Below are 26,464 nucleotides of genomic sequence, written 5' to 3' on the forward strand. Positions count from 1 at the left end.
TCAGGGGCGGGTGGGCCCTGATCCGCCGGGGGTGAAGGTCACCGGGAGGGACAGGGGGCCGCGCAGGCCGCCGGGGCGCCAGTGGAGGTCCTGCGGCGGTACGGCGAGGGCCAGGCCGGGGAGGCGGGCGAGGGCGGTGCCGATGGCGATCTGGCCCTCCAGGCGGGCCAGCGGCGCGCCCAGGCAGTAGTGGATGCCGTGCCCGAAGGCGAGGTGGGCGTTGTCCTCGCGGGTGATGTCCAGGCGGTCGGGGTCGGTGAACCGCGCGGGGTCGCGGTCGGCGATGGCCGAGGCGATCAGGACCGTCGCGCCGCGCGGTACGGTCACGCCCGCGATCTCGACGTCCTCGCGGGCGAACCGGGCGATGCCGGGGCTGACCGGGCCGTCGTAGCGGAGGAGCTCCTCGATCGCGCCCGGCAGCAGTCCGGGCTCGGAGCGCAGCAGCTCGAGCTGGTCGGGGTGGGCGAGCAGCGTGGCGACGCCGCCGCCGATGAGGTTGACGGTGGTGATGTAGCCGGCGGCCAGCAGCAGGAAGACCATGGCGATCAGCTCGTCCTCGGTCAGGCGCTGGTCCTCGTCGCGGGCGGCGATGAGGCCGCTGAGGAGGTCGTCGCCCGGATCCGTCCGCTTGGCCCGGATGAGCTCGGTGACGTAGCCGCGCATGTGCTGCCAGGCCTCGTTGACCACGGCGGGGTCCGGTGGCTCGGCGCCCCGCATGATCATGCGGTCGGTCCAGTGCTGGAAGTCGTGGCGGTCGTCGACCGGTACCCCGAGCAGCTCGCTGATCACCGTGACCGGGAGCGGCAGGGCGAATTCGGCGACGAGGTCGGCGCGGCCGGCCGGGACGATCGCGTCCAGCAGCCCGTCGGTGATGGCCTGGACCCGCGGCCGCATCTCGGCCACGCGGCGGGCGGTGAACGCCTTCGATACCAGGCGGCGCAGCCGGGTGTGGTCGGGCGGGTCGCTGCGCAGCATGTTGCTCAGCATCGACTCGCGCTCCGTCTCGGGCAGCTGTCGCAGCAGCCGGGTGTCGGAGGCGTCGCGGACGTCGCTGCTGAGGCGGGCGTCGGAGAGGGCCGCGAGTCCGTCCTCGTAGCGGGTGACGATCCAGGCGTCCAGGCCGCCCGCGATGACGGCGCGGCGCACGGGGCCGTCCTCGCGCAGTTGCCGGTACAGGGGGAACGGGTCCGCGACGAAGGCGGGGTCGGCGTAGGGCAGGAGGACCGGCCGCTCACTCATACGTCCCAGTATCCCCGGCTGTCCCGCTCGCGCGCCGTGCGACGCGGCGCGCGAGACGGATTCAGCGCGCGGCGGGTACCTCGGCGCGGACGGCGCGCATGACCCGCTCGAGGGTCTCCTCGCGCTCGCCGGCCGGGGCCGCGTAGCCGATGGAGCCGCGGGCGGCCGCCTCGCCGAGCGTGCGGGTCATCACCCAGGCGGCGAGGTACTGCGAGGCCAGGCAGCCGCCGGCCGTGGCGATGTTGCCCTCGGCGTGGAAGGGGGCGTCCAGGGCGGTGACGCCGAAGTCCTCGACGAACGGCCGGCTCGTCAGGTCCGCGCACGCCGGCCGGCCGTCCAGCAGCCCGAGCCGTGCGAGGACCAGGGCACCGGAGCACTGCGAGCCGATCAGCTGCCGCGCGGGGTCCAGGGGCAGCTGGGCGAGCAGCCGGTCGTCGGCGATCACGTCTCGGGTCCGCACCCCGCTGCCGATCAGGACGACGTCGGCGTCGGGGATGGACTCCAGGGGCCGCTGCCCCCGCACCTCGACGCCGTTCATCGAGGTCACCACGGGTGTGGGGGTGGTGATGAACGCCTCCAGGCCGTCCTTGCGGCAGCGGTTGATCAGCGCCGGGGCGATGAAGCTGTCGAGCTCGTTGAATCCGTCGAAGGTGACCACGGCTACCTGCATCGGGGAACTCCTCGTTCGCGGCGTCGGACGCCCCGTCTCGCACCCGGTTCAGCGCAGGTCGCGGCGCATCAGGACTCTGGGGTGGCCCGCGAGGACCGAGGTGGTGTCGGCGGCGTGGACGAAGCCGGCGCGCTCGAAGTTCTTCCGGAGTCCGGCGTACGCCATGGTCATGTCGACCTTGGCGTCCCCGTTGTCCAGGGGGTAGGCCTCGATCGCCGGTGCGCCGTGGGCGCGGGCGAACTCGACCGCGCCGCTGATGAGGGCGTGCGAGATGCCCTGCTTGCGGTGGCCGGGGCGGACGCGGACGCACCACAGCGACCAGACCGGCAGGTCGTCGACGTGCGGGATCTTCCGGCTGCGCGCGAAGGAGGTGTCCGCGCGCGGCGCCACGGCGGCCCAGCCGACCGGTTCGTCCCCGTCGTAGGCGATCACGCCCGGCGGGATCGGCCGATGGCACAGCTCCTCGACGTGACTGCCGCGGGCCGGTCCGCGCAGCTCGTTGTTGAGCGCGGACGGGATCCGGTGGCTCAGGCACCAGCAGACGTTGGCGCCCGGCGACTTCGGGCCGAGCAGCGCGCGGACGTCCTCGAACTCCGTGGCGGGGCGTACCTCTATGGTCATACGACCACACTCGCACGGCGCACCGCGGTGCGGCCCGGTCAGGTCCGGGGTGCCCGGCCCTTGGGCTGGCCGGGCGCGGGGGCGTCGACGAGGGGCGGGACGGGCAGCTCGGCCGGGTCGTCCGGGGTGAGGGGCACGGTCGTGCCGTGGTGGACCACGGTCAGGGGCGCTCCGGCGAGGAGGGTGTAGCGGGTGGTCGTCGCGCCGATGTCGACGCGGAGCCTGCGGTCGGTGACGCGGATCGTGAAGGCCAGCCGGGTCAGGGCGGGCGGCAGGCGCGGGGCGAACCGTACCGGTGCCTCCGCCCGGGCGCCGTGCGGGCCCGGCGCGGCGGCGACGGCATAGTGGCGGCGTACCCCTCCCAGGCCCGCGACCAGGGCGATCCACGTGCCCGCGAGGGAGGCCATGTGGAGACCGTCGCGGGTGTTGTGCTCCAGGTCGTCCAGGTCCATCAGCGCCGCCTCGCGGATGTAGGCCCAGGCGAGGCCGAGGTGGCCGGTCTCGGCGGCGAGCACGGCCTGGCAGCAGGCGGAGAGCGAGGAGTCGCGGACGGTCAGCGGCTCGTAGTAGGCGAAGTTGCGGGCCTTCTCCTCGGCGGTGAACTCGTCCGGGCAGGCCAGCATGGCGAGGACCAGGTCGGCCTGCTTGACGACCTGCTTGCGGTAGAGGTCGAAGTACGGGAAGTGCAGCAGCAGGGGGTATTGGTCCTCGGTGGTGCCCTCGAAGTCCCAGGGCGCCTGGTCGGTGAAGCCGGCGGCCTGCTCGTGCACCTGGAGCCGGTCGTTGTACGGCAGGACGATGCGGGCGGCGGTCTCCCGCCAGTCCGCCGCCTCCGCCCCGTCGGCGTCGAGCTCGCGCGCCCGGTCGGGATAGCACTCGACCACGTCGGCCGCGGCGAGGAGGTTCTTGCGGGCCATGACGTTGGTGTAGAGGTTGTCGCGGGCGATGGCGCTGTACTCGTCGGGGCCGGTGACCCCGTCGATGTGGAAGGCGCCGTCCGCGTCGAAGTGGCCGAGAGAGCGCCACAGCCGGGCGGTGTGCACCAGGAGCTCGAGTCCGGCGCCGCGGTGGAACGCGTGGTCGCCGGTGGTGGCCACGTACCGCTCGGCGGCCGCGGCGATGTCGGCGTTGACGTGGAACGCGACGGTGCCGGCGGGCCAGTACGCCGAGCATTCGGCGCCGTTGATCGTGCGCCAGGGGAAGGCCGCGCCCTTCAGGCCGAGTTGGCGGGCCCGCTCCAGTGCGCTGGGGAGCGTGGCCCGGCGCCATTCCAGGACGGGGGCGACGGTGTGGGGCGCGGTGTGGGTGAGGACGGGCAGGACGAAGGACTCGGTGTCCCAGAAGGCGTGGCCGTCGTAGCCGGTGCCCGTGAGGCCCTTGGCCGCCAGGGCGCGCAGCTCGGCCCGGGCGGCTGCCTGGAAGAGGTGGAAGAGGGCGAAGCGCACCGCCTGCTGGACCTGTTCGTCGCCCTCCACCTCGACGTCGGCGTCGTTCCAGAAGTCGTCCAGGCAGGCGCGCTGGGCCTCCAGCAGCCCGTCCCAGCCTGTGCTGCGGGCCGCGGCGAGCCCGCCCTCCACCTGGTCGCGCAGGGCCGGCAGGGTGCGTTCCGCCGACCAGCCGTAGGTGACGAACTTGACCAGGTTGAGCCGCTGGCCGGGTGCCAGGGTGGCGGTGACGGTCAGGCGGGCGACGTCGGGTTCGCTCTCCGCCGCGTAGGTGGTGCCGGCGGGGCCGTCGATGAAGTGGTCGGCTGCCACGGCGACGCGCTGGCGGCTCCGGGCGGTGCAGTGGACCAGACGCAGCCGGGTGCCGTGCGCGTAGTGCTCCTCGGGGCGCAGCGGGCGGTCGATGGCGGCGGCCACGCGGGGATCGCCCGAGACACCGGGGAGCTGTTCGCCCGCGACGAGCTCGGACTGCACGGCGATGGTGGCCGGTCCGTCGACGGCTTCGACCGTGTAGGCGATCGCTGCGACCGCGCGCTGGGCGAGGGAGACCAGTCGCTGGGAGGTCAGACGGACGGTCCGGCCCGACGGCGTGGTCCACTGCGCGGTCCGGCCGAGGACGCCGGTACGGAAGTCCAGGACGCGTTCGTGGGAGCGGAGTTCGCCGTAGCGCAGGTCGAAGGGGTGGTCGTCGACGAGCAGCCGGATGACCTTGCCGTCGGTGATGTTGATGGTCGTCTGGCCGGCCTCCGGGTAGCCGTAGCCGGCCTCGGCGTAGGGCAGGGGGTGGGTTTCGTGGACGCCGTTGAGATAGGCGCCCGGCAGCCCGCCCGGTTCGCCCTCGTCGAGATTGCCGCGCCAGCCGAGGTGGCCGTTGGACAGGGCGAAGACGGACTCGCTCTGGGCGAGGACGTCCAGGTCGAGGCTGGTTTCCCGCAGCTGCCAGGGCTCGGTGGCGAAGCTCGCGTGTGTGATCATCCGCGGTCCAGGAGGTCGGAGAGGTCGGTGACGACGACGTCGGCGCCGTGCTCGCGCAGTTCGGCGGCCTGCCCGGTGCGGTCGACGCCGACCACGAAGCCGAAGCCGCCGGCCCGGCCGGCCGCGACGCCGGCCAGCGCGTCCTCGAACACGGCGGCCTCCCCGGGAGGTACGCCGAGGAGCCGGGCGGCGGCCAGGTAGCTGTCGGGGGCGGGCTTGCCGCGCAGCCCCTGCTCGGTGACCGTGATGCCGTCGACCCGCTCCTCGAAGAGATCCTCGATGCCGGCCCCGGCCAGCACGTCGCGGCAGTTGGTGCTGGCGGAGACGACGGCGCGGTGCAGACCCGCGTCGCGGGCGGCGCGCACGAAGGCCACCGAGCCCTCGTACGCCTCCACGCCCTGGTCGTGGATGACGCGGAGCATCAGGTCGTTCTTGCGAGTGCCCAGCCCGTGGACCGTCTCCAGGTCGGGGCCGTCCTCGCCGGTGCCCTCGGGCAGGGTGATCCCGCGGGCGGCGAGGAAGGTGCGCACGCCGTCCTCGCGCGGCCGGCCGTCGACGTACTCGTCGTAGTCGCGCACGGGGTCGAAGGGGACGAACGCGCTGCCCTCGCGGTCGGCGCGCCGACGCAGGTAGTCGTCGAACATCTGCCGCCACGCGGCGGCGTGGACCTTGGCGGTCCGGGTGAGCACGCCGTCGAGGTCGAAGAGGCAGGTGGTGACGTGGTCGGGAAGTCCCAGCATGCCGGCAAGGCTAGGAGCCGGTGGGGGCCGGTGCGGACCGCGGCGCCGGTCGGCGGCGCGCGGTCCCCCGTGGGGCTGAGGGGGCGTGTCGTTCGGAGCAACGCGCGCGCCGCCGGTCCTCGGTGGCCGCCCGCGGCCTTCGGCGTCCTGGCCCGGGCCCGGGACCGGGACCGGTCAGCGTCCGGGCCCGCCGGCGGCGCGGTGGAGCGCGCGGGCCCGGTCCAGGTCGAGTGACCCGTCCTCGGGCACGGGCAGGAAGTACTCCCGCTGCCAGGCCTGGGCCCGCTCGGCCTGGCGGTTGGGGGCGGCCGCCCAGGGCGGGTAGACGCGGAAGGCCCGCTTGCCGCCGGTTCCGTCGGCGGAGAGGACGCCGTGCCGGCGCAGGGCGTCCTTGGTCAGGACGAACTGGCCGAAGTGGCCCCGGTCGCGGCTGCTGATGACGAACAGGTCGACGGGGTCCGTGACGTCGAAGGGCCGGATCGGCCCGGCCTCGGACCGCTGCCAGACGGTGACGAACTGGCCGGCCTTGGTGGGTGTCGTCCGCGCCGCGCGGAACCGGACGGCGAGGCCGTCGAGGGTGAACGCGTGGGCGGCGTACTCGGCGCTCTCGGGCTCGGGCACCGGCCGGGAGCAGGTGAACCCGCAGGGGTCGTACACGAGCGCCTTCGCGGCGGCGAGGTCGGCGTGGACGGGAGCGCCCGGTGACCACGGGACGGAAGGGACATCGATATCGGACGGGTGTTCGTGCTGCGTCGCCATCCGTCCACCCTGCCACAGGCCGCGGCGGGGCGGCCGCACGCGCCGGACGGGCCCGGCGGGCGGGCGCGGGCAGGCGTCCCACGGTGGAAGGACGAGCACGCGGGAGGCGACAGGGATCGCAGGATGCGCCGCGCCCTCCTGGCCGCGCCGTGCGCGGGCCTCGATCGCGCTCTCACTCTTCAGCGAGGCCACCTGGCTCACGGGCTGGGACCCCCGGCAGACGGTGTACCTGAGCGCGGGCAAGGCCACGCCGGTCGTGGTGGACGCGAGCGGGCACGGGGACGGGTTCGTGAGGACGCAGAGCGTGCCGTGCGTACCGGGACCCCAGCCGCCGGGCAGAACGGGCGCAGTGACGCCGGCGGCCGGCCACGGTCGCGATCAGCGGACGGATTCGGCCGGGGGGCGCTCGCGCAGGGCGCCGTAGGCGATGAAGTAGGCCGGGACGCGGTTCAGCCAGCGGGAGTCGGTGACCAGTTCGGTCAGGCGTTTGGCGCGCCGCGGGTTGCCGAACGCGGTGCGGCCGGCCAGCAGGGGTTCGATCACCTGGGCGTGGGCCAGCCGCTGCAGGCGCTGGGTGAGCACGGTGGTGGGCCAGCGGCGGTGCTGGACGCGGCGTACGTCGCGCAGGCCGACCGTGCCCGCGCGCAGCGGGCCGACGAGGTAGCGGGCGGCGGCCACCGCGTCCTGGACCGCGAGGTTGATGCCGATGCCGAAGACCGGTGACATGGCGTGGGCGGCGTCGCCGATGCACAGCAGCCCCGGGCGGTGCCAGTGACGCAGCCGGTCGAGCCGTACGTCGAGCAGTTTGACGTCGTCCCAGGAGGTGAGGGCGTGGGTGCGGTCGCCGAGCCAGGGGGCGGCGGCCGCGAACTGGGCCATGAAGTGGTCCAGGCCCTCGGCGCGGCGGGCGGCGTCGGATCCCTTGGGGATCAGGCCCGCGCACTGCCAGTAGTCGCCGCGGTCGATGAGCGCGCTGAAGAACCGCTCCCCCAGGGCCCCCACGAGCCCGCTGGGGTCGTCCTCGTGGCGCGGCAGCCGGAACCACCAGGCGTCCATGGGGCAGGGGAAGGATTCCAGGCCGAGTTCGGGCAGGGTCCTGGCGAAGGATCCGCGGCCGTCGCAGGCCACGGTGAGGGTGGCCCGGAGCTCGCCGGTGGCGCCGTCCGCGGTGCGGTAGCGCACGCCCGTGACCCGTCCGCGGTTCATGAGGAAGGAGGTCGCCTCGGTGTCCATGCGCAGGTGGAAGCCGGGCTCGCGGCGGCCCTCGTCGGCGAGCAGGTCGAGCAGGTCCCACTGGGGCACCATGGCGATGTAGTTGTACTTGCCGTGCAGCGCCCCGATGTTCCCGACGGTGACCAGGGACCGGTCCTGGCCGATGGGCAGCTGCACCGAGGTGACCCGTCGCTGCGGCAGCCGGGCGAAGCGTTCGGCGAGGCCGATGTCGTCCAGCAGCGACAGCGTGGAGGGGTGGACGGTGTCGCCGCGGAAGTCGCGCAGGAAGTCGCCGTGTTTCTCCAGCACGGTCACGTCCACCCCGGCCCGGGCCAGCAGCAGGGCGAGCACCATTCCGGCGGGCCCGCCCCCCACCACACACGCGGTCGTTCGCTCCTCCACGGCAGACCATTCCCTTCGCGGGCATCGGGCGCGCCCCTTTCAGGACGTATACCGCACCGGGGCGGGCCGGGACCGTAGCCGCCGTGACGCGTCGCGTCCGAGCGGCCGTTCCAGGCCGCCGGCTCGCCCGCCTCACGGCCGGTTCAGGCCGCCGGTCTGCCCGCCTCGCGGCCGTCGACGTACGTCGCCACCACCTCGATGGCGCCGATCCGCGAGACGTCCACGCGTCGCGGGTCGTCGCCGAGGACGACGAGGTCGGCGCGCTTGCCCGGGGTGAGGGTGCCCGCGCTGTCCTCCCAGTGGCAGGCGTACGCGCCGGCGACGGTGTACGCGTGCAGGGCCTCGTCGACGGTGATGCGCTCGTCCGGGCCGATCAGCCGGCCGGACTCGGAGGCGCGCTCGGCCATGAACTGGACGGCGCGCAGCGGGGAGCCGTCCGCCACCGGCCGGTCGGAGCTGCCGACCAGGGTGATGCCGTGGTCGAGGAAGCCCCGGCCCCGGTAGAGCCACGGCGCCCGCCGCTCGCCCATGACGGCCGCGTAGTCGTCGCCGAAGGAGCGCAGGAAGTTGGGCTGGACGACCGCGCCGACCCTAAGCCGGGCGAAGCGCGGGAGCTGGTCGGGGCGGATCAGGCCGGCGTGCTCGATGCGGTGCCGGGCGCCGGGGCGGGGCCGCAGCCGCTGGGCGCGTTCCAGGGCGTCCAGGGCCAGGTCGGCCGCACGGTCGCCGATGGCGTGCACGGCGAGCTGCCAGCCCGCGAGGTGGCCGGCGACGATGGTCTCGGTGAGCACGTCGGGGTCGTCCTGCAACTGCCCGCCGTGGTCGAGTCCTTCGTACGGGGCGCTCAGGGCGGCGGTGCGGGCCATCATGCCGCCGTCGGTGTAGATCTTGAGGGCGCCCACGGAGAGCCAGTCGTCGCCGAAGCCGGTGCGCAGGCCGAGGTCGAGGGCCCTGGGGATGCCGTCGGCGGTGTGCGCGGTGACCAGGGAGAGCCGGTCCGCGGAGACCATGAGCTGCACGCGCAGCGGCAGCAGTCCCTTCTCCCGGGCCAGTTGGTAGGCGCCCAGTTCGACCGGGCTGTGGCCGAAGAGGGTGCCGCCGATGCCGGCCTCGGCGCAGGCCGTGACGCCCTCGGCGAGGCAGGTGCGGGCGGCGCGTCCGATCGCCTCGGCCAGCTCCTCCTGGGAGTAGGGCAGGCGCAGCGCGCGGGCGGCGCCCATGGCCCCCTCGGCGAGGAAGCCGTTGTCGTGCGGGACGTCGGCGGGGAGCCGTTCCAGGACGGCGGTGTTGACGACGCAGCCGTGCCCGGACTCGTGCAGGAGGTACAGCAGGCGGCCCTGGCCGACCCGGTCGAGTTCGGCGGCGGTCAGGTGGCGCCCCAGGGCCCGCTGGTCGTAGCCGACGATGCTCACCCAGCTGCCGGGCCCGCCGCTGCGGGCGACGGCGTCCGCGACGGCGGCGAGCACGTCATCGGTCCGGGTGAGGCCGGCGATGCTCGGGGTGTGCTGCTTGAATCCGGTCCAGGGCAGGTGGACGTGGGCGTCGATGAAGCCGGGGAGGACCGTGGCGCCCTGGAGGTCGATCACCTCGCGTGCGGGCAGGGCGGCCACGGCCTCGTCCAGGCCGACGATGCGGCCCCGCCAGATGCCGAGCTCGCGGGCGACCGGGTGGTCCGGGTCCATGGTGAGGAAACGGGCGTTGGTCAGCCTGGTGCAGAGCATCGGCGGGTTCCCTGGGGTGTCGGCCGGTGGCCTGGTGTCGGTGGTGCGTCTCCGGCGGTGACGGCGGGGCCGCCGGGGGGCCGTCAGCCGTCCATCGACCGGGCGAGGGAACGGGGGCGCAGGTCGGTCCAGTTGGCCTCGACGTAGTCCAGGCAGGCCTGGCGGGTGTTCTCGGCGAAGGCGATGCGCCAGCCGCCGGGGACCTCGGCGAAGGAGGGCCACAGGGAGTGCTGGTCCTCGTCGTTGACCAGGACGAGGAAGCGGCCTTCGGGGTCGTCGAAGGGGTTGGTGCTCACGGTCGGCGCCTCCCGGGAACGAAGTAATGAGGTTAGGCTCACCTTATCGCGGCGAGCGTAGTCCTTCGCCGTGCCGCTCACAAGGAGACCTCCATGCGTCCGAGCGAGACCGGCCCCGGTGGCGGAACCGGCGCGGAACGGCCCTTCGCCGCCTACGGGTTGCCGGGCGAGCCGGGGACCGGGGCCTTCTGGACGGCGGCAGCGGCGGCCCGGACGCCCCGGTCGGTGCCCGCCGGGAGCCAGGGCTGGCGGACCCTGTTCCTGTGGCGCGGCGAGGCCGGGGGCCCGCCGCCCGCCGTCGGCTTCGAGAGCTGGTCGGATCCGGTCCCGCTGCACCGCTGGGGGGTGACGGACTGCTGGTACGCCGAGGTCCCGATGCCCCCGCGGCTGCGCGTGACCTACCAGTTCCTGGTGGCCGGCACGGCGTACGCCGACCCGCTCAACCCGGCCGGTGCGGGCGGCGACCGCTCCCTGGCCGCGACCCCGGACGCCCCGGCCCAGCCGCACTGGCCCCTCGTCGGCCCCGCCGACGTGCTGCCCCTGCCCCGTACCAAGGTGCGCTGGGACAGCGCACGGCTGGGTGGACGGCGTACCGTGCGCATCCATCCGGCGGGCGGGGGCGGGCCGGTGGTCCTGCTGCTCGACGGGGACGACTGGCTGTACCTGCACCCGGCGACGACCGCGTTCGACGCGGCCGTGGCCGCCGGCGAGCTGCCGCCCGTCACCCTGGTCTTCCTGCCGTCCCGGGACCGCGAGGGCGAGTTCGGCTGCCGGCCCGACCTGTGGGAGGCGGTCCGGGACGAACTGCTGCCGCTGGTGGCCGCGACCGGCCTGCCCGCGGACGCCGGCCGGCTGGTGGTCGCCGGTCAGAGCCTGGGCGGCCTGAGCGCGCTGTACGCGGCGCTGGAGTTCCCCGATCTGGTCGCGCGGGTCGCCTGCCAGTCGGGGTCGTTCTGGTGGACCCCCGGCGCCCTGGAGTCACCCGATCCGCTGGGCGGCCCGGTCGGCGGCGCGATCGCCGCACGGCTGCGGGAGGGCCGCGACCTGTCCGGTCTGCGGGCCGCCTTCGACGTGGGGGAACACGAGCCGAGGATGCTCCCGCACTGCGCGCTGACCGAGACCCTGGTGGCCGGGGCCGGCGCGAGCGTGCGCGTCTCGCGCTCGGCGTCCGGCCACGACCGGGCGGGCTGGCGGCACGCCCTCCTGCGGGACGTGGCCTGGGCGCTGGGGACCGGCCGTTGAGCAACCGCCCGCGGCGACGGCGGGGCGAGCGCTGCGGCTGCGGCTACGGCTACGGCTACGGCTACGGCGCCACGGTACAGGCGGACACCGCGGTCCCGTCGCTCACGTAGTCCTTGCCGAGCACGTCGACGCAACCCTCGTGTGCGCCGGTGGAAGCGGCCTCACAGGCCATCCGGACGGCCTCCGGGGCCTCGCCGCCCTGCAGCTCCCGCTCGACCACGTCGACGCACTCCGAGACGTCGGCGTGGGCGGCGGGCACCGTGAAGGCCGCGCCGCCGAGGGCGAGGACCAGGCCGGCGAGAACGCCTGCGAAACGGGTTGACGTGCGCATGGGACGCACCTGCTCTCCGAGATCGTCACGCGGCCCGGGAACCCGAGGCGGCCGGACCCGCGTGGGAACGGCGCCGAGCGCACGCGGCCGACGGGCCGCACCAGGGCCCGGACCCCGTCCCGGACCGGCTCGGCAGGGCTTCCCCTCCATGTTCGACGCTAGAGCAGCCCGCTGCCGCCCGCACCCCCTGACGGCTGTCACCGGGCCACGGCCCGGCCGTAGTCCTCGTCGGTGGCCAGCAGGTTGCGGTGGGTGTCCTCGGCGGTGATCACGCCCTCGTCCAGGACCAGGACCCGGTCGGCGGCGTCCAGGAAGGCCGGACTGGTGGTGATGACGAGGGTGGTGCGGCCCCGGCGCAGGGCGGCGACCCGCCGCGCGATGAGCTGCTCGGTGACCGCGTCGACGGCCGTCGTCGGGTCGTGCAGGACGAGGATCTCGCGGTCGGCGGCGAGCGCGCGGGCCAGGGAGAGCCGCTGGCGCTGGCCGCCGGAGAGGTTCGCACCGCGGTCGCGCACGCCGTGGTCGAGTCCCTCGGGGTACAGGGCGACGACATCGGTGAGCAGGGACGCCTCGACGGCCTCGGGGACCGAACCGCTGGTGCCCGACGGGTCGATGTTCGTCCGCAGGGTGCCGGCGAAGATCTCCGCCTCGTACGGGTTGACCAGCAGGTACGCCCGGATCGCCGCGACGGACAGGTCGGCGAGCTCCTGCCCGCCGACGCGCACCACTCCCTCGTACGCGCCGGGCGGGACCCGCACGGCCAGCACCGCCGCCAGATCGGCCGCCGCGCGCGGCTGGTGGGCGGCGATCGCCACGAACGCGCCGGCGGGCACCTGGAACTTCAGGGCGCGCAGGGCTCCGTACCGGACGCAGTCGATCTCCAGGTCCCCGCCCGGGGCCGGACGTCCGGTCCCCGGGGCGGCCACCGCCGGTGCGGCCAGTACCAGCGCCATCCGGTCCGCCGACGCCCGCGCCATCATCACGTACTTGGGCATGTCCGAGAACATCTTCAGGGGCTCCATGATGAACTGGGCCAGCCCCACGGCCATCACCAGTTCCCCGATGGTGATCCGGCCGTCGAAGGCCAGCCATCCCGCGGTGAGGGTCACGGCCGCGGCCAGGACCGCGTTGAGGGCCATGGCGCTGCCCGCGTAGGCGCCGTTGGCGACGGCCACCGTCACCGCCTGGTGCCTCGCCTCGGTGCTGACCTTGCGGTAGGAGCGGAACGCCGCGTGGTTGCCGCCGAAGCCGTGCAGCGGGCGCAGGCCGGTGATCAGGTCGGCCACCTTCGCGCCCGCCCGTGCCACCCGGGCCTGCTGCTCGCGGGTGCTGGAGCCGATCCGCCGGGACAGGACGGACAGGACCGACAGGATCGCGACGGTTCCCGCGATCACCAGCGCGCCCAGCCTCGGGTCGGCCAGCCCCAGCGCGACCGCCGCCACCAACACGGCGACCAGCGAACTGATCAGCAGCGGCACGACCTCGATGATGTCGGCGGTCTGGTCGGCGTCCTCGGTGGCGATGGTCAGCACCTCACCGGATTTCAGATCGTGGTCCCGGGCCACCGGCTGGAGTCCGCGGTCGGCGACCTGTACGCGCCAGCGGTGCGCCTCGGTCGTGTTGGCCTTCTGCAGGATGCGCATGCCGAACCGCCACGACAGGGACACGGTCGTGATGATGACGGCCAGCGCGCCGATCGACAGGAGGAGCGCGTCGGCGCCGCGCCCGCGCATCGTGTGCTCGACGATGAGGCCGAGCGCGATGGGGAAGGCGGTCTCGCCCGCCTGGTACAGGCCCATGAGGAGGGTGCCCGCGGCCATGGCGCCGACGTTGCGGCGCAGGGCGGTGCGCAGGATGGCGGACCCGGTGCGGGGTCCCAGGGTCTCAGGCGTGGTCATCGAGGTGCCGGGCAATCGCTTCGGGGGTGCGCAGGGTGAACAGGTCACGGATGGTGATGACGGGACCGTACGCGCGCCGGAGCAGTCCGATCAGCCGTACCGCCAGCATGGAGTGTCCTCCGAGGGACACGAAGTCGCTCACCGCGCTCACCTCGTCGTCGTCCAGGTCCAGGGCTTCGGCGAAGAACGCGCACACGGCGGTCTCGGCCGGGGTCCGCGGTCCCCGCTCCCCCGCCGTGGTCAGCGCGCCCAGCGGCCGGGCCTCGGGCAGGGCCAAGGTGTCGGCCTTCCCGTTGACGGTGAGCGGGATGGCGTCGACCTCGGCGTAGTGGGTGGGGCGCAGGAAGTCCGGGAGGGCGGCGCCCACCTCGGCGGCGACCGCCGCCAGGCTCGCGCCGGCCGCCAGGACCAGGTAGGCGGCCAGCCGGTGGGCGCCGTCGACCTGCGGGTCGGGCTGGGCGACCGCGGCGGCGAACCGTACGGCCGGGTGCGCGGCGAACGCGGCCTCGACCTCGCCGGGTTCGACCCGGTGGCCGCGGATCTTGACCTGCTGGTCGGTGCGGCCGAGGTACACGAGGTTGCCGTCGGGCCGGCGGGCCACCAGGTCGCCGGTGCGGTACATCCGCGTCCCGGGGGTGCCGAACGGGCAGGCGACGAAGCGGTGCGCGGTCTGTCCGGGCTGCCCGAGGTAGCCGCGGGCGATGCCGATGCCCGCCACGTACAGCTCGCCGGGTACGCCGTCCGGCAGCGGCCGCAGCCACGGGTCCAGGACGTACACGTCGGTGTTGTCGATGGCGACGCCCACGACCGGGTCCTGGCATTCGAAGGTGCCGACGCCGAGGGTGTTGATGGTGTACTCGGTGGGCCCGTACAGGTTGTATCCGGCCGTGCCCCCGGTCTCGGCGAGGCGCTGCCAGAGGGCCGGGGTGACGGCCTCGCCGCCCAGCAGGACCAGGGGCGGCCGCCGCCGCGGGTCGTCGAGGAGGCCCTCGGCGACCAGTTGCTGGGCGTAGGTGGGGGTGACGTTGATGACGTCGACGGCGTGCGCGAGGCAGTACTCGACCAGCCGGGGGGCGTCCCGGCGCAGTTCCTCGTCGCAGATGTGCACCTCGTGGCCGTCGGCGAGCCACAGCAGCTCCTCCCACGACATGTCGAAGGCGAAGGAGACGGTGTGGGCGATGCGGAAGACGCGGTGTCCGTGGGCGGCCAGCACCGGTTCGAAGATCCTGCGCTGATGGTTGATCAGCATATTGGTGAGCCCGGCGTACTCGGTCACCACGCCCTTGGGCCGCCCGGTGGAACCGGAGGTGTAGATCGTGTAGGCGGGGTGGCGCAGGCGGTGCGGGTCGTCGGGGGCGAAGGTCCGGTACGGCTCGGCTGCGGGCAGGGGCCGGTCCAGCTCGATCAGGTCCCCGGTGAGCCGCGGCGCGACGGAACCGACGGTGAGGATCACATCGGGGCGGGCGTCCGCGACGATGGCGGCGATCCGCTCGTCGGGGTGGTCCAGTTCCAGCGGGACGTACGCGGCGCCGGTGCGCAGGACGGCGAACAGCGCCACGATCGAGTCGAGCGAGCGCGGGATGGCCAGCCCCACGGTCCGCTCGGGCCCGATGCCGCGCCCGGCGAGGACGCCGGCGACCTCGCGGCTGCGGTCGCGCAGCCGCCCGAAGGTCAGGGTGCGGCCGTGGGCGACGAGGGCGACGCGGTCGGGGTGGCGGTCCGCCGCCCGGTCGAAGCGGTCGACGACGGTGTCCGTGCCGATGCCGGTACGGCCGGCGGACCCGGGCGGGGGCGCCAGGCCCGGCAGGGCGCCGACGGGGCCGGTGGCGCGGGCGAGGTCGTCCAGGACGCGCAGGTAGTCGGCCAGGAGGCGGCGGGCGGCCGGGGTGTCGTGGTCGCGGTACTCCAGCTTGACCGTGAGCCGCTCGCCGGGGGTGACGACCCAGGTGAAGGGGTAGTGCGTGGAGTCGTCGGCCCGGACGGAGGTGATGCCGTGCCGGGCGTTCATCTCGGCGAACGCGTCGAGGTCCAGGAAGTTCTGGAGCACGAACAGGTTGTCGAACAGGGTGTCGTGGCCGCCGGCCCGCTGGATCTCGCCGAGCCCGAGGTGTTCGTGCTCCATCGCCTCCACCCGGGCCTCCTGCACGGCCGTCAGGTACGCGCGGACCGTGTCGTGGGGCCGGGGCCGCGTCCACTGGGGCACCGTGTTGAGCAGCACTCCGACGATGCCGGAGCGGCCCTCGCCCTCCCGGCCGGAGACGGTGACACCGAACACGGCGTCGGCGCGGCCCGTACGGGCGCCCAGCAGGAGACCGAAACCACCGGTCAGTACGGCGTTCAGGGTGACGCCGTGGGCCCGGGCCGCGTCCCGCAGCAGCTGCGAGCCCTCGGCGGAGAGCGTGTGCACGAGGGCCCGCGGCAGGTCGTCGACCAGGGCGGGCGCCGGCCCGGCCAGCAGCGTCGGGCCGGACAGGCCGGTCAGATGCCGCGCCCAGAAACGCTCCGCCTCGGCGGGGTCCTTGGCGTCCAGCTCCCGGGCGTGGTCCTCGAAGCCGGGCGCGGCCGGGACCGGGGGCCGCAACGTGCCCAGGGTGGCCGCCTCGTAGGCGTCGAACAGGTCCCTCAGCACGATCTCGCGGGACCAGCCGTCCCACAGCAGCAGGTGGTGGCTCAGCAGCAGGCCGTCATGGCCGTCCGGCAGATGGACGACGGTCAGCCGGATCAGCGGCGGCTCGCCGGGGTCGAACCCGGTGTCGCGGTCCCGGGCGAGCAGGGCGTCGACGTCCGCGTCCGCGGCGAGAGTGAGGGTGCGTACGCCGACCCGCCGGCCCGCCGCGAGGACCTGGACCGGATTCCCGCGCTCGTCGGTGGTGAATCCGGCGCCCACCACCGGGTGCCGGGCGATCACCCACGCCATCGCGTCGGCCAGCGCGCCGGTGTCCAGGCGCCGGTCGAAGGTGAACCAGCTCTGTGCGACGTAGCGCCCGGCCGGGCCGGCCAGCTGCGCCTGGAAGTACAGGCCCCGCTGGAGCGGGGTGACCGGCGCGGTGCGCTCGGCCGACCCGGCGGCGTCCGCGATCCGTTCCAGGGCGTCGGTCCAGTGCCCGGTGATCTCCCGGGGTACGCTCTCGGCGAGGGTGAAGGCCGCGTGCAGGCTGCCGGTGGCCGCGTCGGTCCAGGCGTTGACCTCGACGGCGTACGGGCTGTCCGGCTCGCCGCCGGTGATGCGCAGGGCCTGCGACTCCTCGCCCCGGCCGAGGTAGTTGAGCAGCACCTGGGGTTGGGCGGCCAGCAGCGGGGCCGTCTGCGGGTTGAGGTGGCGCAGCTGGCCGTACGCGGTGTGCGCGCGCTCGTCGGGCCGGCGGGCGGCGGCCTCGCGGGCCGCCGCCACGGGGTCGGTGTGCGGGGTGAGCCGTACGGGCGCGATGGCGGTGAACCAGCCGACCGTACGGGTGTAGTCGTGGTCGGGCAGCACCGGGACGCGCCCGTGCCGCTCCAGGTCGATGGCGAGATCGGTGGGCGAGGTCTGGACGTGGGTGAGGGCGGTGCGCAGGGCGCCGCACAGCAGCTCGGTGAGGTCGACGCCGAGGGCGGCGGGCGCGGTGCGCGTGACGAGGTCGCTCGCTCCGGGGCCGAGGACCACGACGGTCCCGGTGGCGGGCGCGGGCGGTGTGCCGGCGCCGGGGAGCAGCGGGGGCGCCTGGAGGGTGTCCGTCCAGTGCCCGAGGGCGTCGGTGACCGGGGCGTGGGCGGCCTGGTCGGCCAGGGCCCGCGCGTAGTCGGCGTAGGAGGTGGTCGGTGGGGGCAGGGGCCGGCCCCGCAGGGCGGTGGCCAGGTCGTCGAGGAGGACCAGCCAGGAGACGGTGTCGACGGCGAGGTGGTGCGCGGTGACCACGAGGGTGCGGTGCGCGTCCAGCCAGGTGAAGGCGATGACCTCCCCCGCCTCGGGGTCGAGCCGTCCGGCGGCCTCGTTCGCCGCCGCGGTCGGATCCGTGGCGTCCGTCGCGCCCTCCGTGCGGGTGACCGTGATCTCCCGGGCGGGTTCGGTGCTCAGGGTCCACACCCCGTGCTCGACGCGCAGTCGCAGCCGCAGCGCCGGGTGGGCGGCCACGACGGCGTTCGCGGCCCGCACGGCGTCGGCGTACCCGGTGCTCTCGGGTGCGGCGAGGGCCCTGGCCTGGGCGAACCGGGCGAGGGAGGCGCCCAGTTGCCGCTGGCGCAGGATGATCGGCGTCGGCGTGACGGGGCCGTCCTCGTGGCGGGCCGGGGCGGACCCGGGGGCGCCCGGTGTCCCTGTCGTCCCCGGTGTGCCCGGTGTGCCCGGTGTCGCCGGTGTGGTCGTCCCGAGGTGTTCGGCGAGGGCGCGCGGGGTCCGCAGCAGGAAGACGTCCCGGGGCGCGAGGGCGAGGCCGAGCGCCCTGGCCCGGTTGACCACGGTGATGGCGAGGATGCTGTCGCCGCCGGCCCGGAAGAAGTCGCTGTCCGCGGCCACGGCGGTGCCCGGCAGCGTCTCGGTGAAGATTCCTGTCAGGGCCGTGAGCGCGGAGCCCGCGGCGGGCACGGTCCCGGCCGGCCGTGCGTCGTGGCGTGCGGCGCGCTCGGTCAGGGCCGTGCGGTCCAGTTTGCCGTTGACGGTCAGCGGCAGGGCGTCGGCCGGCAGCACCCGGCCGGGCACCATGTGCGCGGGCAGCTTCCCGGACAGCAGGCCGGGGAGGTCGCCCGGCACGTGGCCCACGACGTGGGCCACCAGGTGGTCGCCGCTGTCCGCGACGGTGACGGCCGCGTCGAGCACGCCGTCGATCTCCCTGATCGCCGCCTCCACCTCCCCGGGCTCGATGCGGAACCCCTTGAGCTGCACCTGGTCGTCGGAGCGGCCCGTGAACTCCAGCTCGCCGTCGAGGGTACGGCGGGCGAGGTCGCCCGTGTGGTACATGCGGGAGCCGTCGCCGGCGAACGGGTCCGCCACGAACCGGCCCGCGGTCAGGCCCGGCCGGCCCAGGTAGCCCAGCGAGACCTGGTCGCCGGCGACGTAGATGGCACCCACCCGGCCCGGCGGCACCGGTCGCAGCCGCTCGTCGAGGAGGTGGGTGACCAGGCCGGGGAGCGGGGCTCCGATCGGGCTGACGGGGTCCCCGGCACGGAAGTCCTCGTCGGTCAGGACCCGGTGGGTGACGTGGACGGTGGTCTCGGTGATGCCGTACATGTTGACCAGATCGGGCGCGGCGGTGCCGTGCCGTTCGACCCAGCCGCGCAACCGCCCGAGGTCCAGCGCCTCGCCCCCGAAGACGATCCGGCGCAGGGCGGGCAGCGGCTCGCCGGCCCGCCGGTCGGCCTCGATGAACTGGTAGAAGGCCGAGGGGGTCTGGTTGAGCACGGTGACCGCGTGCTCGCGCACCAGACGGTGGAAGTCGACCGGGGAGCGGGTCAGGGCGTACTCCGGCACCAGGAGTTCGCCGCCGTGCGCCAGCGCGCCCCACAGCTCCCAGACCGCGAAGTCGAAGGCGTAGGAGTGGAACTGGACCCAGACGTCGTCCGGGCCGAAGTCCATCTCGTGCCAGGTGTTCGCGAGCAGGGTCACCACGCTGGAGTGCGGCACGACCACGCCCTTGGGCCGGCCGGTCGAGCCCGAGGTGTAGATGACGTACGCGGGGTCGTGCCAGCCGGCGGCGCCGGAGTCGGCGGGGGCCGGAGCGGGGGCGGGGGCGGGCACCGGCGGCTCGTCGCCCTGGACGAGCACGCGCGCCGGTACGCCCGCCCGCGCCAGCAGCCGCGTGAAGCGGTCCCGCTGCTCGCGGTCCACGAGGACGACCCGGGGGGCCGCGTCGGCCAGCACGTACTCCAGGCGTTCGTCCGGGTGGGCGAGGTCCAGCGGTACGTACGCGCCGCCCGCGCTGACGACGGCGACCAGGGCGACGACCTGTTCCAGCGAGCGCGGGACGGCGACGGCGATCCGTTCGCCCGGCCCGGCACCGGCCGCGCGCAGGGCGGCGGCCAGCGTGTTCTTCGCGTCCGCCAGTGCGCCGTAGGTCAGTGAGCGGGTCGCACCGTCGAGTGCGCACTGGGTGACGGCGGTGGCGGCCGGGTCGCGGTCCGCGGCGGCGTCGAAGAGCGCGCCGAGGGTGATCGGGGTGATGCGCGCGGGTCCCCGGGGGTCGCGGAGCGCCGGGGCGGCGGCGAGTCCGGGGACGGCGGCGTCCGGCCGGGTGAGCAGGCCGGTGAGGGTGCGGGTGAACGTCTCCAGGAGCGCGCGGGCGCCCGCCTCGCGCAGCAGCGCCCCGTCGTGGATCAGGTCGAAGCGCGGCCGGCCGTCGGGCGTGCGCTCGGCGACGAGCGTCAACGGGTAATGCGGGGCGCCCTCGTTCACGATGCCGGTGATCACCAGGGTGTCGTCGGGTCCGCGCAGGGCGGCCACGTCGGTCGCGACGTCGAAGACGACCAGGGTGTCGAACAGCGGCCCGGCCCCGGCCTGACGGCTGATGCGGGCGAGCGAGACGTGCTGGTGCGCCCGTACGGCGCTCTGGTGCGCCGCCACCGTGGCGAGCAGCTCGCGCGCCGTCGTCGCAGCGTCCCACCGGGCGCGCACGGGGATCGTGTTGATGAACAGGCCCACCATGTCCTCGATGCCGGGCACGTCCGCGTCCCGGCCGGACACCGTGGAGCCGAACACGACGTCCTGGCGGTGCAGGACGCCGCCCAGTGTCAGCGCCCAGGCGCTGTGGACGGCCACGCTCAGCGGTACGCCCGCCGCCCGGACGGCGGAGTCGATGCCGTCCGCCGGTTCCACGGCCGTGTCGGCGTACCGGTCGGAGGGCGTGTGGCCCTCGGCGACCAGCGACGGACCGGGGAGCCCGGCGAGCTGCTCGCGCCAGACCAGGTCGCTCTCGTCCTCGTCGCGTGCGGCCAGCCGGCGTACGTGGTCGGCGAAGCCGCCCAGCGGGCGGCCGGAGCCCGGCGCGTGGTACTCGGCCAGCAGTGCGCGGAGCATCGGCGGCACCGACCAGCCGTCGGCGACGAGGTGGTGCACGGTCTGGACGAGGGTCGCGCGCCCGGCGCCCGCGCGGATCAGCGTGAACCGCATCAGCGGGCCGGTGGCCAGGTCGAACCCGGCACGGCGGTCCTGCTCGGCGAGGTCGCGGATCTCCTCGTCGGTGATGCCGGGGCGGTCCAGGGTGGTGAACGGGATCCGGATGCCGCCTTCGAGCACGCAGACCACCCGGCCGTCGGCGAGCGGGGCGAACCGCGCGGCGAGGTTGGGGAAGAGGGTGAGCAGCCGGGTGGCGGCGGCCGCGAGCCGGTCGGGGTCCACCTCCCCGGCCAGGGTGAGCAGTTGCTGCTCGACGTAGGCGCCGGCGGTGTCGTCGAAGACCGAGTGGAAGTACAGGCCCTCCTGGAGCGGGGTGAGCGGCAGGACGTCCCGCAGCTCGGGGCCGTCCAGTTCGTCGACGTCGGCCTGGGTGAGCGCCGTGAGGGGGAAGTCGCTGGGCGAGTGGCCGCCCACGTCGAGCCCGGCGAGCCCGGCGAGCCCGGTCAGGGCCTCGCGGAAGGAGCCGCCGATGGCGGCGATGTCCTCGTCGGTGAACATCCCGTCGGGCCAGGAGAGGGTGGTGATCAGCTCGTAGCCGCCGGCCGGGGCGGGTTCGGCGATCGCGTTGAACTCGAGGGCGCGCGGCAGCCGCATCCTGGGGTCGCGCCGCTCGCCCAGCTGGCCGGTGGTGTGGGCGAGTTCCCAGTCGCCGGCCGCTCCCGCGTCGAAGCGGCCCAGGTAGTTGAACAGCACCTGGGGGGCGGGAGTGTCGAACGCGGCGCCGTGCAGGTAGCGCAGGGCTCCGTAGGAGAGGCCGTGGCCGGGCACCCGGGCGAGGTCCTCCTTGACCGCCTTGAGGGCGGCCGCCAGGTAGCCGGGAGCGGTGGGGTCGGTGGCGGGTCCCGGGTCCACGGTCACCGGGTGGAGGGTGGTGAACCAGCCGACGGTCCGGGAGAGTTCGGGTTCGAAGCCGGCGGTCGCCGCCACGAGGTGGCCTTCTCGGCCGTGGCCCTCCAGTTCGACGAGGGCGAACGTCTGGTCCTGGCCCAGGTCGCGGCGCCGGCGGGCGAGGGTGACGGCGAGGGCGGTCAGCAGGACGTCGTCGACGCCGGCGTGAAACCGCGCGGGGACCGCTCCCAGCAGCGCGGCGGTGACCTCGGGGCCGACCGCGACCGTCGTCAGCCGCTCCCGGGCGACGGTGTCGGCGGCGGACAGCGCCCGCCTGCCGAGCGGTGCGTCCGGGCCGGGCAGGGGGCGCCGGTAGTGGGCCCGGTCCGCGTCGAACGGCGTACGCTCCAGCAGCTGGGTCCAGCGCCGGAACGACGTGCCCACGGGCGGGAGTTCGGCCGGCTCGCCGCGGGAGACCTGCCGCCAGGCGGTGGCCAGGTCCGCCTGCAGGATCCGCCAGGACACGCCGTCGATCACCACGTGGTGGGCGACCAGGACCAGTTGCCGTGCGGCGCGGCGCCACACGGCGCGCAGCATCACGCCGCCGTCGGGGTCGAGGCCGGCGGTGGCGTGGGCGAGGCAGGCGTCGAGCGGCAGCTCGCTCTCCTGCCGGACCCGCCGGTCCCCGGCCCCGGCATCGGCCCGGCCGGCCGGGTCGGACCGGTCGGCCTCCGGGATCTCGAAGCTCCAGCGCTCGCCGCGCACCAGCCGGGCGCGCAGCATGTCGTGGCGTACGAGCACGGCGTCGAGGATCTCGTCGAGGGCGGCGGCGGTGAGGTCCGCGGGGGTGTTCAGCACCACCGACTGCACGAACCCGTCGATGGCGTCGGTGGTCTCGCCGAGCCACCGTACGATGGGCGCCCCGGCGACGGATCCGGTGGCGACGTCGTCGTGGTCCACGGGGGCGTCGCCCTGCCGGCGCGCGACCGCGGCCAGCGCGCCGAGGACGCTGTGGGTGAAGACCTGCCGTGCCGTGACGTGCAGTCCCGCGTCGCGCAGCGCGCCGATCAGGGAGATCGCCAGGATGCTGTCGCCGCCGAGCTGGAAGAAGTCCTGGTCGACGCCGGCCCGCTCGAGCCGCAGGACGGCCGCGGCGGCCGCGCAGACCAGGCGTTCGTTCTCGGTGGCGGGCGCGGTGAGCGGGCCCGTGTCGCCGCGGTCGGGTTCCGGCAGCGCGCCGCGGTCGAGCTTGCCGTTCGCGGTGAGCGGGAACTCCCCCAGCACCACGATGTGGGCGGGCACCATGTAGGCGACCAGGTGCCCGGCGGCCCAGTCCTTGACGTCCTGGGCCCGCAGGTCCTCGCTCCCGGCGGCCGGGATCACGTACCCCACCAGGTAGGTGCCGCCGGCGGTGTTCGTGCGGGCCACGACGCAGGTGTGCCGTACGCCGGGGTGCTCGGCGAGGCCGGCCTCGACGTCCTCGGTCTCCAGCCGCATGCCGCGGATCTTGACCTGGTTGTCGGCGCGGCCGAGGAAGTCCAGGGAGCCGTCGGGGGCGAACCGGGCGAGGTCTCCGGTGCGGTAGAGCCGGGAGCCGTCCGCGGCGAAGGGGTTGGCGACGAACCGGGAGGCCGTCAGGCCCGGTGCGCCGGCGTAGCCGCGGCCCAGGAGGAAGCCGCCCACGTACAGCTCGCCGCCGGCCCCGACCGGGACCGGGCGCAGCTCGCCGTCCAGCACGTACAGCTGGGTGTTGGGGTTGGCGCGGCCGATCGAGGTCGACAGCCGTTCGGCGGCGCCCCGGTAGACGACGTGCGAGACGCCGATGGTCGTCTCGGCCGGGCCGTAGCCGTGGTAGAGGGGTATGCCGAGGCGGGTGCGGAACCGCTCGTACAGCTCCGGGGTCAGCACTTCGCCGCCGCACCACACGTGGCGCAGGCTGTCGAGGCGGCCGGAGTCGCCGGCGATCTCCAGGAGCACGTCCAGCATGGACGACACCAGGTAGGTGAAGGTGACGCGCTGTTCGGCGATGACGCTCAGCAGATGGTGCGGGTCGCGTTCGCCGCAGGGCCGCAGGACCACCAGGCGGCCGCCGGTCACCAGCGGCAGGAAGACCTCGTTGATGGAGATGTCGAAGGAGAGCGGCGCCTTGAACAGTGCGGCGTCGTCGGGCCCGAAGCCGAGGATCTCGCGGGACTGCCACAGCAGGCGCTCGCTGATGGCCTCGTGGCGGATCATCGCACCCTTGGGCCGGCCGGTCGATCCGGACGTGAAGATGACGTAGGCCAGGGCGGCGCCGGGGACGGTGACGGTGGTCCCGCCGGGGCGGTCGTCGTAGCGCCAGTCGCCGAGGTCGACGGGTAAGGCGTCCGGTTCGCCCGGGTGGTGTGCCCCGGTACGGGCCAGTTGGAGGACGACGCCGGCGTCCTCGATGACGACGGCCCGGCGGGCCGCCGGCCACTGCGGGTCGAGCGGCACGAACGCGGCGCCCGCCTGGAGGACGGCGAGGAGGGCGATCACCATGTCGGCGGAGCGGGGCAGGGAGATGCCGACGACCTGTTCGGCGGTGATGCCGCGGGCGATCAGGTGGTGGGCGAGCCGGCTGGAGAGGTCGGCGGCCTGGGCGTACGTCAGGGACCGGTGTTCGTCGGTGATCGCGACGGCGTCCGGCCGGGTGCGGGCCTGTTCACGGAACAGCTCCACGACGGTGGGGCGGTCGCGGTCCGCCGCGGTGTCGTTCCAGCGGGCCAGGGTCTCGATCCTGGCCGCGACGCCGGAGGGGCCGATGGTGCCGAGCGGCCGGTCCGGGAAGTCGGCGAGGTCGTCCAGGGCCAGCTGTGCGGCGGCCGCCGCGACGCCGTCCGGGACGGTGATGCTGCGGCCGTCCGCGCCCACGTCCCAGCCGGCCGGTGGGGCGGCGCCCTTCTCGGCCCGGCCGAGGACGTCGGTGAACGGGGTGGCGGGAGTGAGTTCCGTGCCGTCCGCGAGGACGTCGGGGGTGCCGGCGGCGCCGTGGCGGCCGGCCCAGTAGGCCAGCCCGATCGAGCAGGCCACGGCGATGGTCCGGTCGGCGTAGTCACCGGCTCTGCGGCGTACACCGGCCAGACGTGGGGGAGAAAGCCGCACGATGCGCGTGGTCGGTTCGGTCATCGAAGACTCAACGCCCTTTCACATTCGGCCGGTTGTTCCGCCCCGCGGCTCCGGGGTGGGTGGGCTGGCTTCCCCCGCGCCAGGCCCGCCAGAGGCGGGCGTATCCGCCGCCCAGGGCCACCAGTTCCTCGTGCGTGCCGTGTTCCACGACGCGTCCCGCGTCGAGTACGGCGATCCGGTCGGCCGCCATGGCCTGGGTGAGCCGGTGCGCCACGAACAGCGTGGTCCGGCCCGCGCACGCGGCGAGTACGGCCCGTTCCAGTTCCGCCGCGCCTTCGCTGCCCGCCTCCGCCGTCGACTCGTCGAGCACCACCACGGGGGTGCGGCCGAGCACCAGCCGGGCCAGCGCGATCTGGGCGACCTTGGTGGCCTCCAGGCGTTCGCCGCCCTCGCCGACGGGGGTCCGCAGCCCGTCGGGCAGCGCGTCCACCCACGCGCCGGCGCCGACGGTGTGCAGCGCGGCCGTCAGTTCGGCGTCGGTCGCCTCCGGCGCCGCCAGTCTGAGGTCGTCGGCGAGCGGGCCGGAGAACACGTGCGTCTCCTGGGTCAGGATGCTCACCAGTGTGCGGGCCCCGGCCTCGTCCAGGCCGGCGAGGTCGGTGGACCCGACGTGCACCGACCCGGTCTGCGGGGTGCCGATGCCGGCGATCAGTGCGGCCAGGGTCGATTTCCCGGCGCCCGTCGCCCCGACCAGCGCGAGCGAACCGCCGGCCGGGATGGTCAGGTCGACGTCGCGCAGCACGGGTTCGTCGGTGCCGGGGTAGCGGAACGTCAGCCCTCGTACCGTCACCGGGTACGCCGCGGCGGGGGCCGGCGTGACGGCCCGGTCGCCCACCAGCCGGTCCTCGGCCCGCTCCCCGAGCACGCCGACCAGCCGGGTCAGGCTCGCGCCGGACTTCTGCGCCTCGTCGAAGGTGAACATGATGGCGCCCAGCGGGGTGAACAGCCGGTGGAACAGCAGCGGGGCCGCCGACACCTCGCCCAGGCTCGCGGCGTCGGCCTCCAGCAGGGCGTACCCCACCACGATGATCAGGACCAGCCCGATGAACTCGGCGCGGTTCTCCCGGCCGACGAACCGGCCGAAGAGCCGGAACACCTCGATGCCGAGCTCGCGCACCCGCCACGACTCGTCGGTGACCTTCGCCCGGACGGCCTCTTCGAGGCGGTAGGCCCGGACGGTGTCGATCCCGTTGAGCCCGCTGATCAGTGCCTGCGCCCGGTCGGCCTGGACCACGCGCTGCCTGCGGTAGAGCGGGGCGGAGCGGGGCAGGTACCAGCGCAGGGCCAGGGCGTACGCGGGCAGCGCGCCGGCGCCCGCGAGGCCGAGGCGCCAGTCCAGGCCGAACATGCCGAGCGTGGCGATGACGACCAGGACGCCGGCGGAGAACACGGTGGGAACGGCCGTACGGATGCCCCGGGAGAGCACGGCGACGTCGTCGCCGACCCGGGAGAGCACGTCTCCCCGGCCGACCTGCTCGATCCGGGCGCTCGGCATTCCGAGCACCGCCCGTACGGCGCCTTCGCGCAGCTTCGCGAGCAGGTCCGCGCCGAGCCGCCCGACCAGGTAGGCGGACAGGGCGGTGGCCGCCGCGCCGAGCAGCGCGGCGGCCACCATCAGGGCCCCTGTCGTGACCAGGACCGAGCGCGGTCCGCCCGCGACGACCGCGTCGACGACCCGGCCGAGCAGGAGCAGCGGGAGGACCTGGAGCGCCGCCCCGGCCACGGTCGTCACGACGGTGGCCGAGGTCAGCCACGGCGCCTCGCGCACGTGCGCCACCACCCAGCGGGTGGCCTCGCGTCCCGTCGTGGTGCGCAGGGACGACGGGGCGGGGCGCGTGTCGGTGGCGCTCACGC

General features: G+C 74.8%; 14 protein-coding genes. 1 reads left to right on the forward strand and 13 read right to left on the reverse strand.

The genetic code is table 11. The features are described from left to right. The 9 genes from ACIPXB_RS19455 to ACIPXB_RS19495 form a co-directional block, all read right to left on the reverse strand. Nucleotides 1-1,239 carry a cytochrome P450 gene (locus ACIPXB_RS19455; RefSeq protein ID WP_401451339.1) on the reverse strand — a complete coding sequence of 413 codons (1,239 nt, stop codon included), beginning with the start codon at nt 1,237-1,239 and terminating at the stop codon, nt 1-3. A gap of 61 nt (nt 1,240-1,300) precedes the next feature. Beyond that, nucleotides 1,301-1,909: a DJ-1/PfpI family protein gene (locus ACIPXB_RS19460; protein ID WP_401451342.1), complete on the reverse strand. Its 609-nt coding sequence runs from the start codon at nt 1,907-1,909 to the stop codon at nt 1,301-1,303. Nucleotides 1,910-1,957: 48 nt separating this feature from the next. Beyond that, complete coding sequence (locus tag ACIPXB_RS19465) at nt 1,958-2,530, reverse strand: GNAT family N-acetyltransferase (RefSeq protein ID WP_401451345.1); 573 nt, start codon at nt 2,528-2,530, stop codon at nt 1,958-1,960. A gap of 38 nt (nt 2,531-2,568) precedes the next feature. Continuing rightward, entirely contained in the window at nt 2,569-4,950 is a 2,382-nt protein-coding gene (locus ACIPXB_RS19470; protein WP_401451347.1) for a glycoside hydrolase family 65 protein, read from the reverse strand. Continuing rightward, complete coding sequence (locus tag ACIPXB_RS19475; protein WP_401451349.1) at nt 4,947-5,690, reverse strand: beta-phosphoglucomutase family hydrolase; 744 nt, start codon at nt 5,688-5,690, stop codon at nt 4,947-4,949. The genes ACIPXB_RS19470 and ACIPXB_RS19475 overlap by 4 nt, the downstream gene beginning before the upstream one ends. A gap of 174 nt (nt 5,691-5,864) precedes the next feature. Next, on the reverse strand, nt 5,865-6,449 hold the full coding sequence (locus ACIPXB_RS19480) for a MepB family protein (RefSeq protein ID WP_401451351.1): 585 nt from the start codon (nt 6,447-6,449) through the stop codon (nt 5,865-5,867). 378 nt (nt 6,450-6,827) lie between these two features. Next, complete coding sequence (locus ACIPXB_RS19485) at nt 6,828-8,015, reverse strand: FAD-dependent oxidoreductase (RefSeq protein WP_401451741.1); 1,188 nt, start codon at nt 8,013-8,015, stop codon at nt 6,828-6,830. Nucleotides 8,016-8,206: 191 nt separating this feature from the next. Then, nucleotides 8,207-9,784, reverse strand: a complete 1,578-nt coding sequence (locus ACIPXB_RS19490) for an amidohydrolase (RefSeq protein ID WP_401451353.1) — start codon at nt 9,782-9,784, stop codon at nt 8,207-8,209. Nucleotides 9,785-9,867: 83 nt separating this feature from the next. Further along, nucleotides 9,868-10,080 (reverse strand): MbtH family protein, encoded by a 213-nt coding sequence (locus tag ACIPXB_RS19495; RefSeq protein ID WP_401451356.1) that lies wholly within the window; start codon nt 10,078-10,080, stop codon nt 9,868-9,870. 93 nt (nt 10,081-10,173) lie between these two features. Here ACIPXB_RS19495 and ACIPXB_RS19500 point away from each other — a divergent pair, with 93 nt between their 5' ends. Next, nucleotides 10,174-11,322 carry an alpha/beta hydrolase-fold protein gene (locus tag ACIPXB_RS19500; protein ID WP_401451358.1) on the forward strand — a complete coding sequence of 383 codons (1,149 nt, stop codon included), beginning with the start codon at nt 10,174-10,176 and terminating at the stop codon, nt 11,320-11,322. A gap of 61 nt (nt 11,323-11,383) precedes the next feature. On the opposite strand, the gene ACIPXB_RS19505 is transcribed toward ACIPXB_RS19500, so the two are convergent. The 4 genes from ACIPXB_RS19505 to ACIPXB_RS19520 form a co-directional block, all read right to left on the reverse strand. Next, a complete protein-coding gene (locus ACIPXB_RS19505; RefSeq protein WP_401451360.1) occupies nt 11,384-11,653 on the reverse strand; it encodes a hypothetical protein in 270 nt (89 codons plus the stop codon). A 197-nt stretch (nt 11,654-11,850) separates the two neighbouring features. Further along, nucleotides 11,851-13,551: an ABC transporter ATP-binding protein gene (locus ACIPXB_RS19510; protein ID WP_401451362.1), complete on the reverse strand. Its 1,701-nt coding sequence runs from the start codon at nt 13,549-13,551 to the stop codon at nt 11,851-11,853. Next, nucleotides 13,538-24,610 carry an amino acid adenylation domain-containing protein gene (locus ACIPXB_RS19515; RefSeq protein WP_401451364.1) on the reverse strand — a complete coding sequence of 3,691 codons (11,073 nt, stop codon included), beginning with the start codon at nt 24,608-24,610 and terminating at the stop codon, nt 13,538-13,540. The genes ACIPXB_RS19510 and ACIPXB_RS19515 overlap by 14 nt, the downstream gene beginning before the upstream one ends. A 7-nt stretch (nt 24,611-24,617) precedes the next feature. Then, nucleotides 24,618-26,462, reverse strand: a complete 1,845-nt coding sequence (locus ACIPXB_RS19520; RefSeq protein WP_401451366.1) for an ABC transporter ATP-binding protein — start codon at nt 26,460-26,462, stop codon at nt 24,618-24,620. Nucleotides 26,463-26,464 lie beyond the last annotated feature (2 nt).

It is taken from the genome of Streptomyces sp. NPDC090022, from assembly GCF_044748145.1.
Taxonomy (GTDB): Bacteria; Actinomycetota; Actinomycetes; order Streptomycetales; family Streptomycetaceae; genus Streptomyces.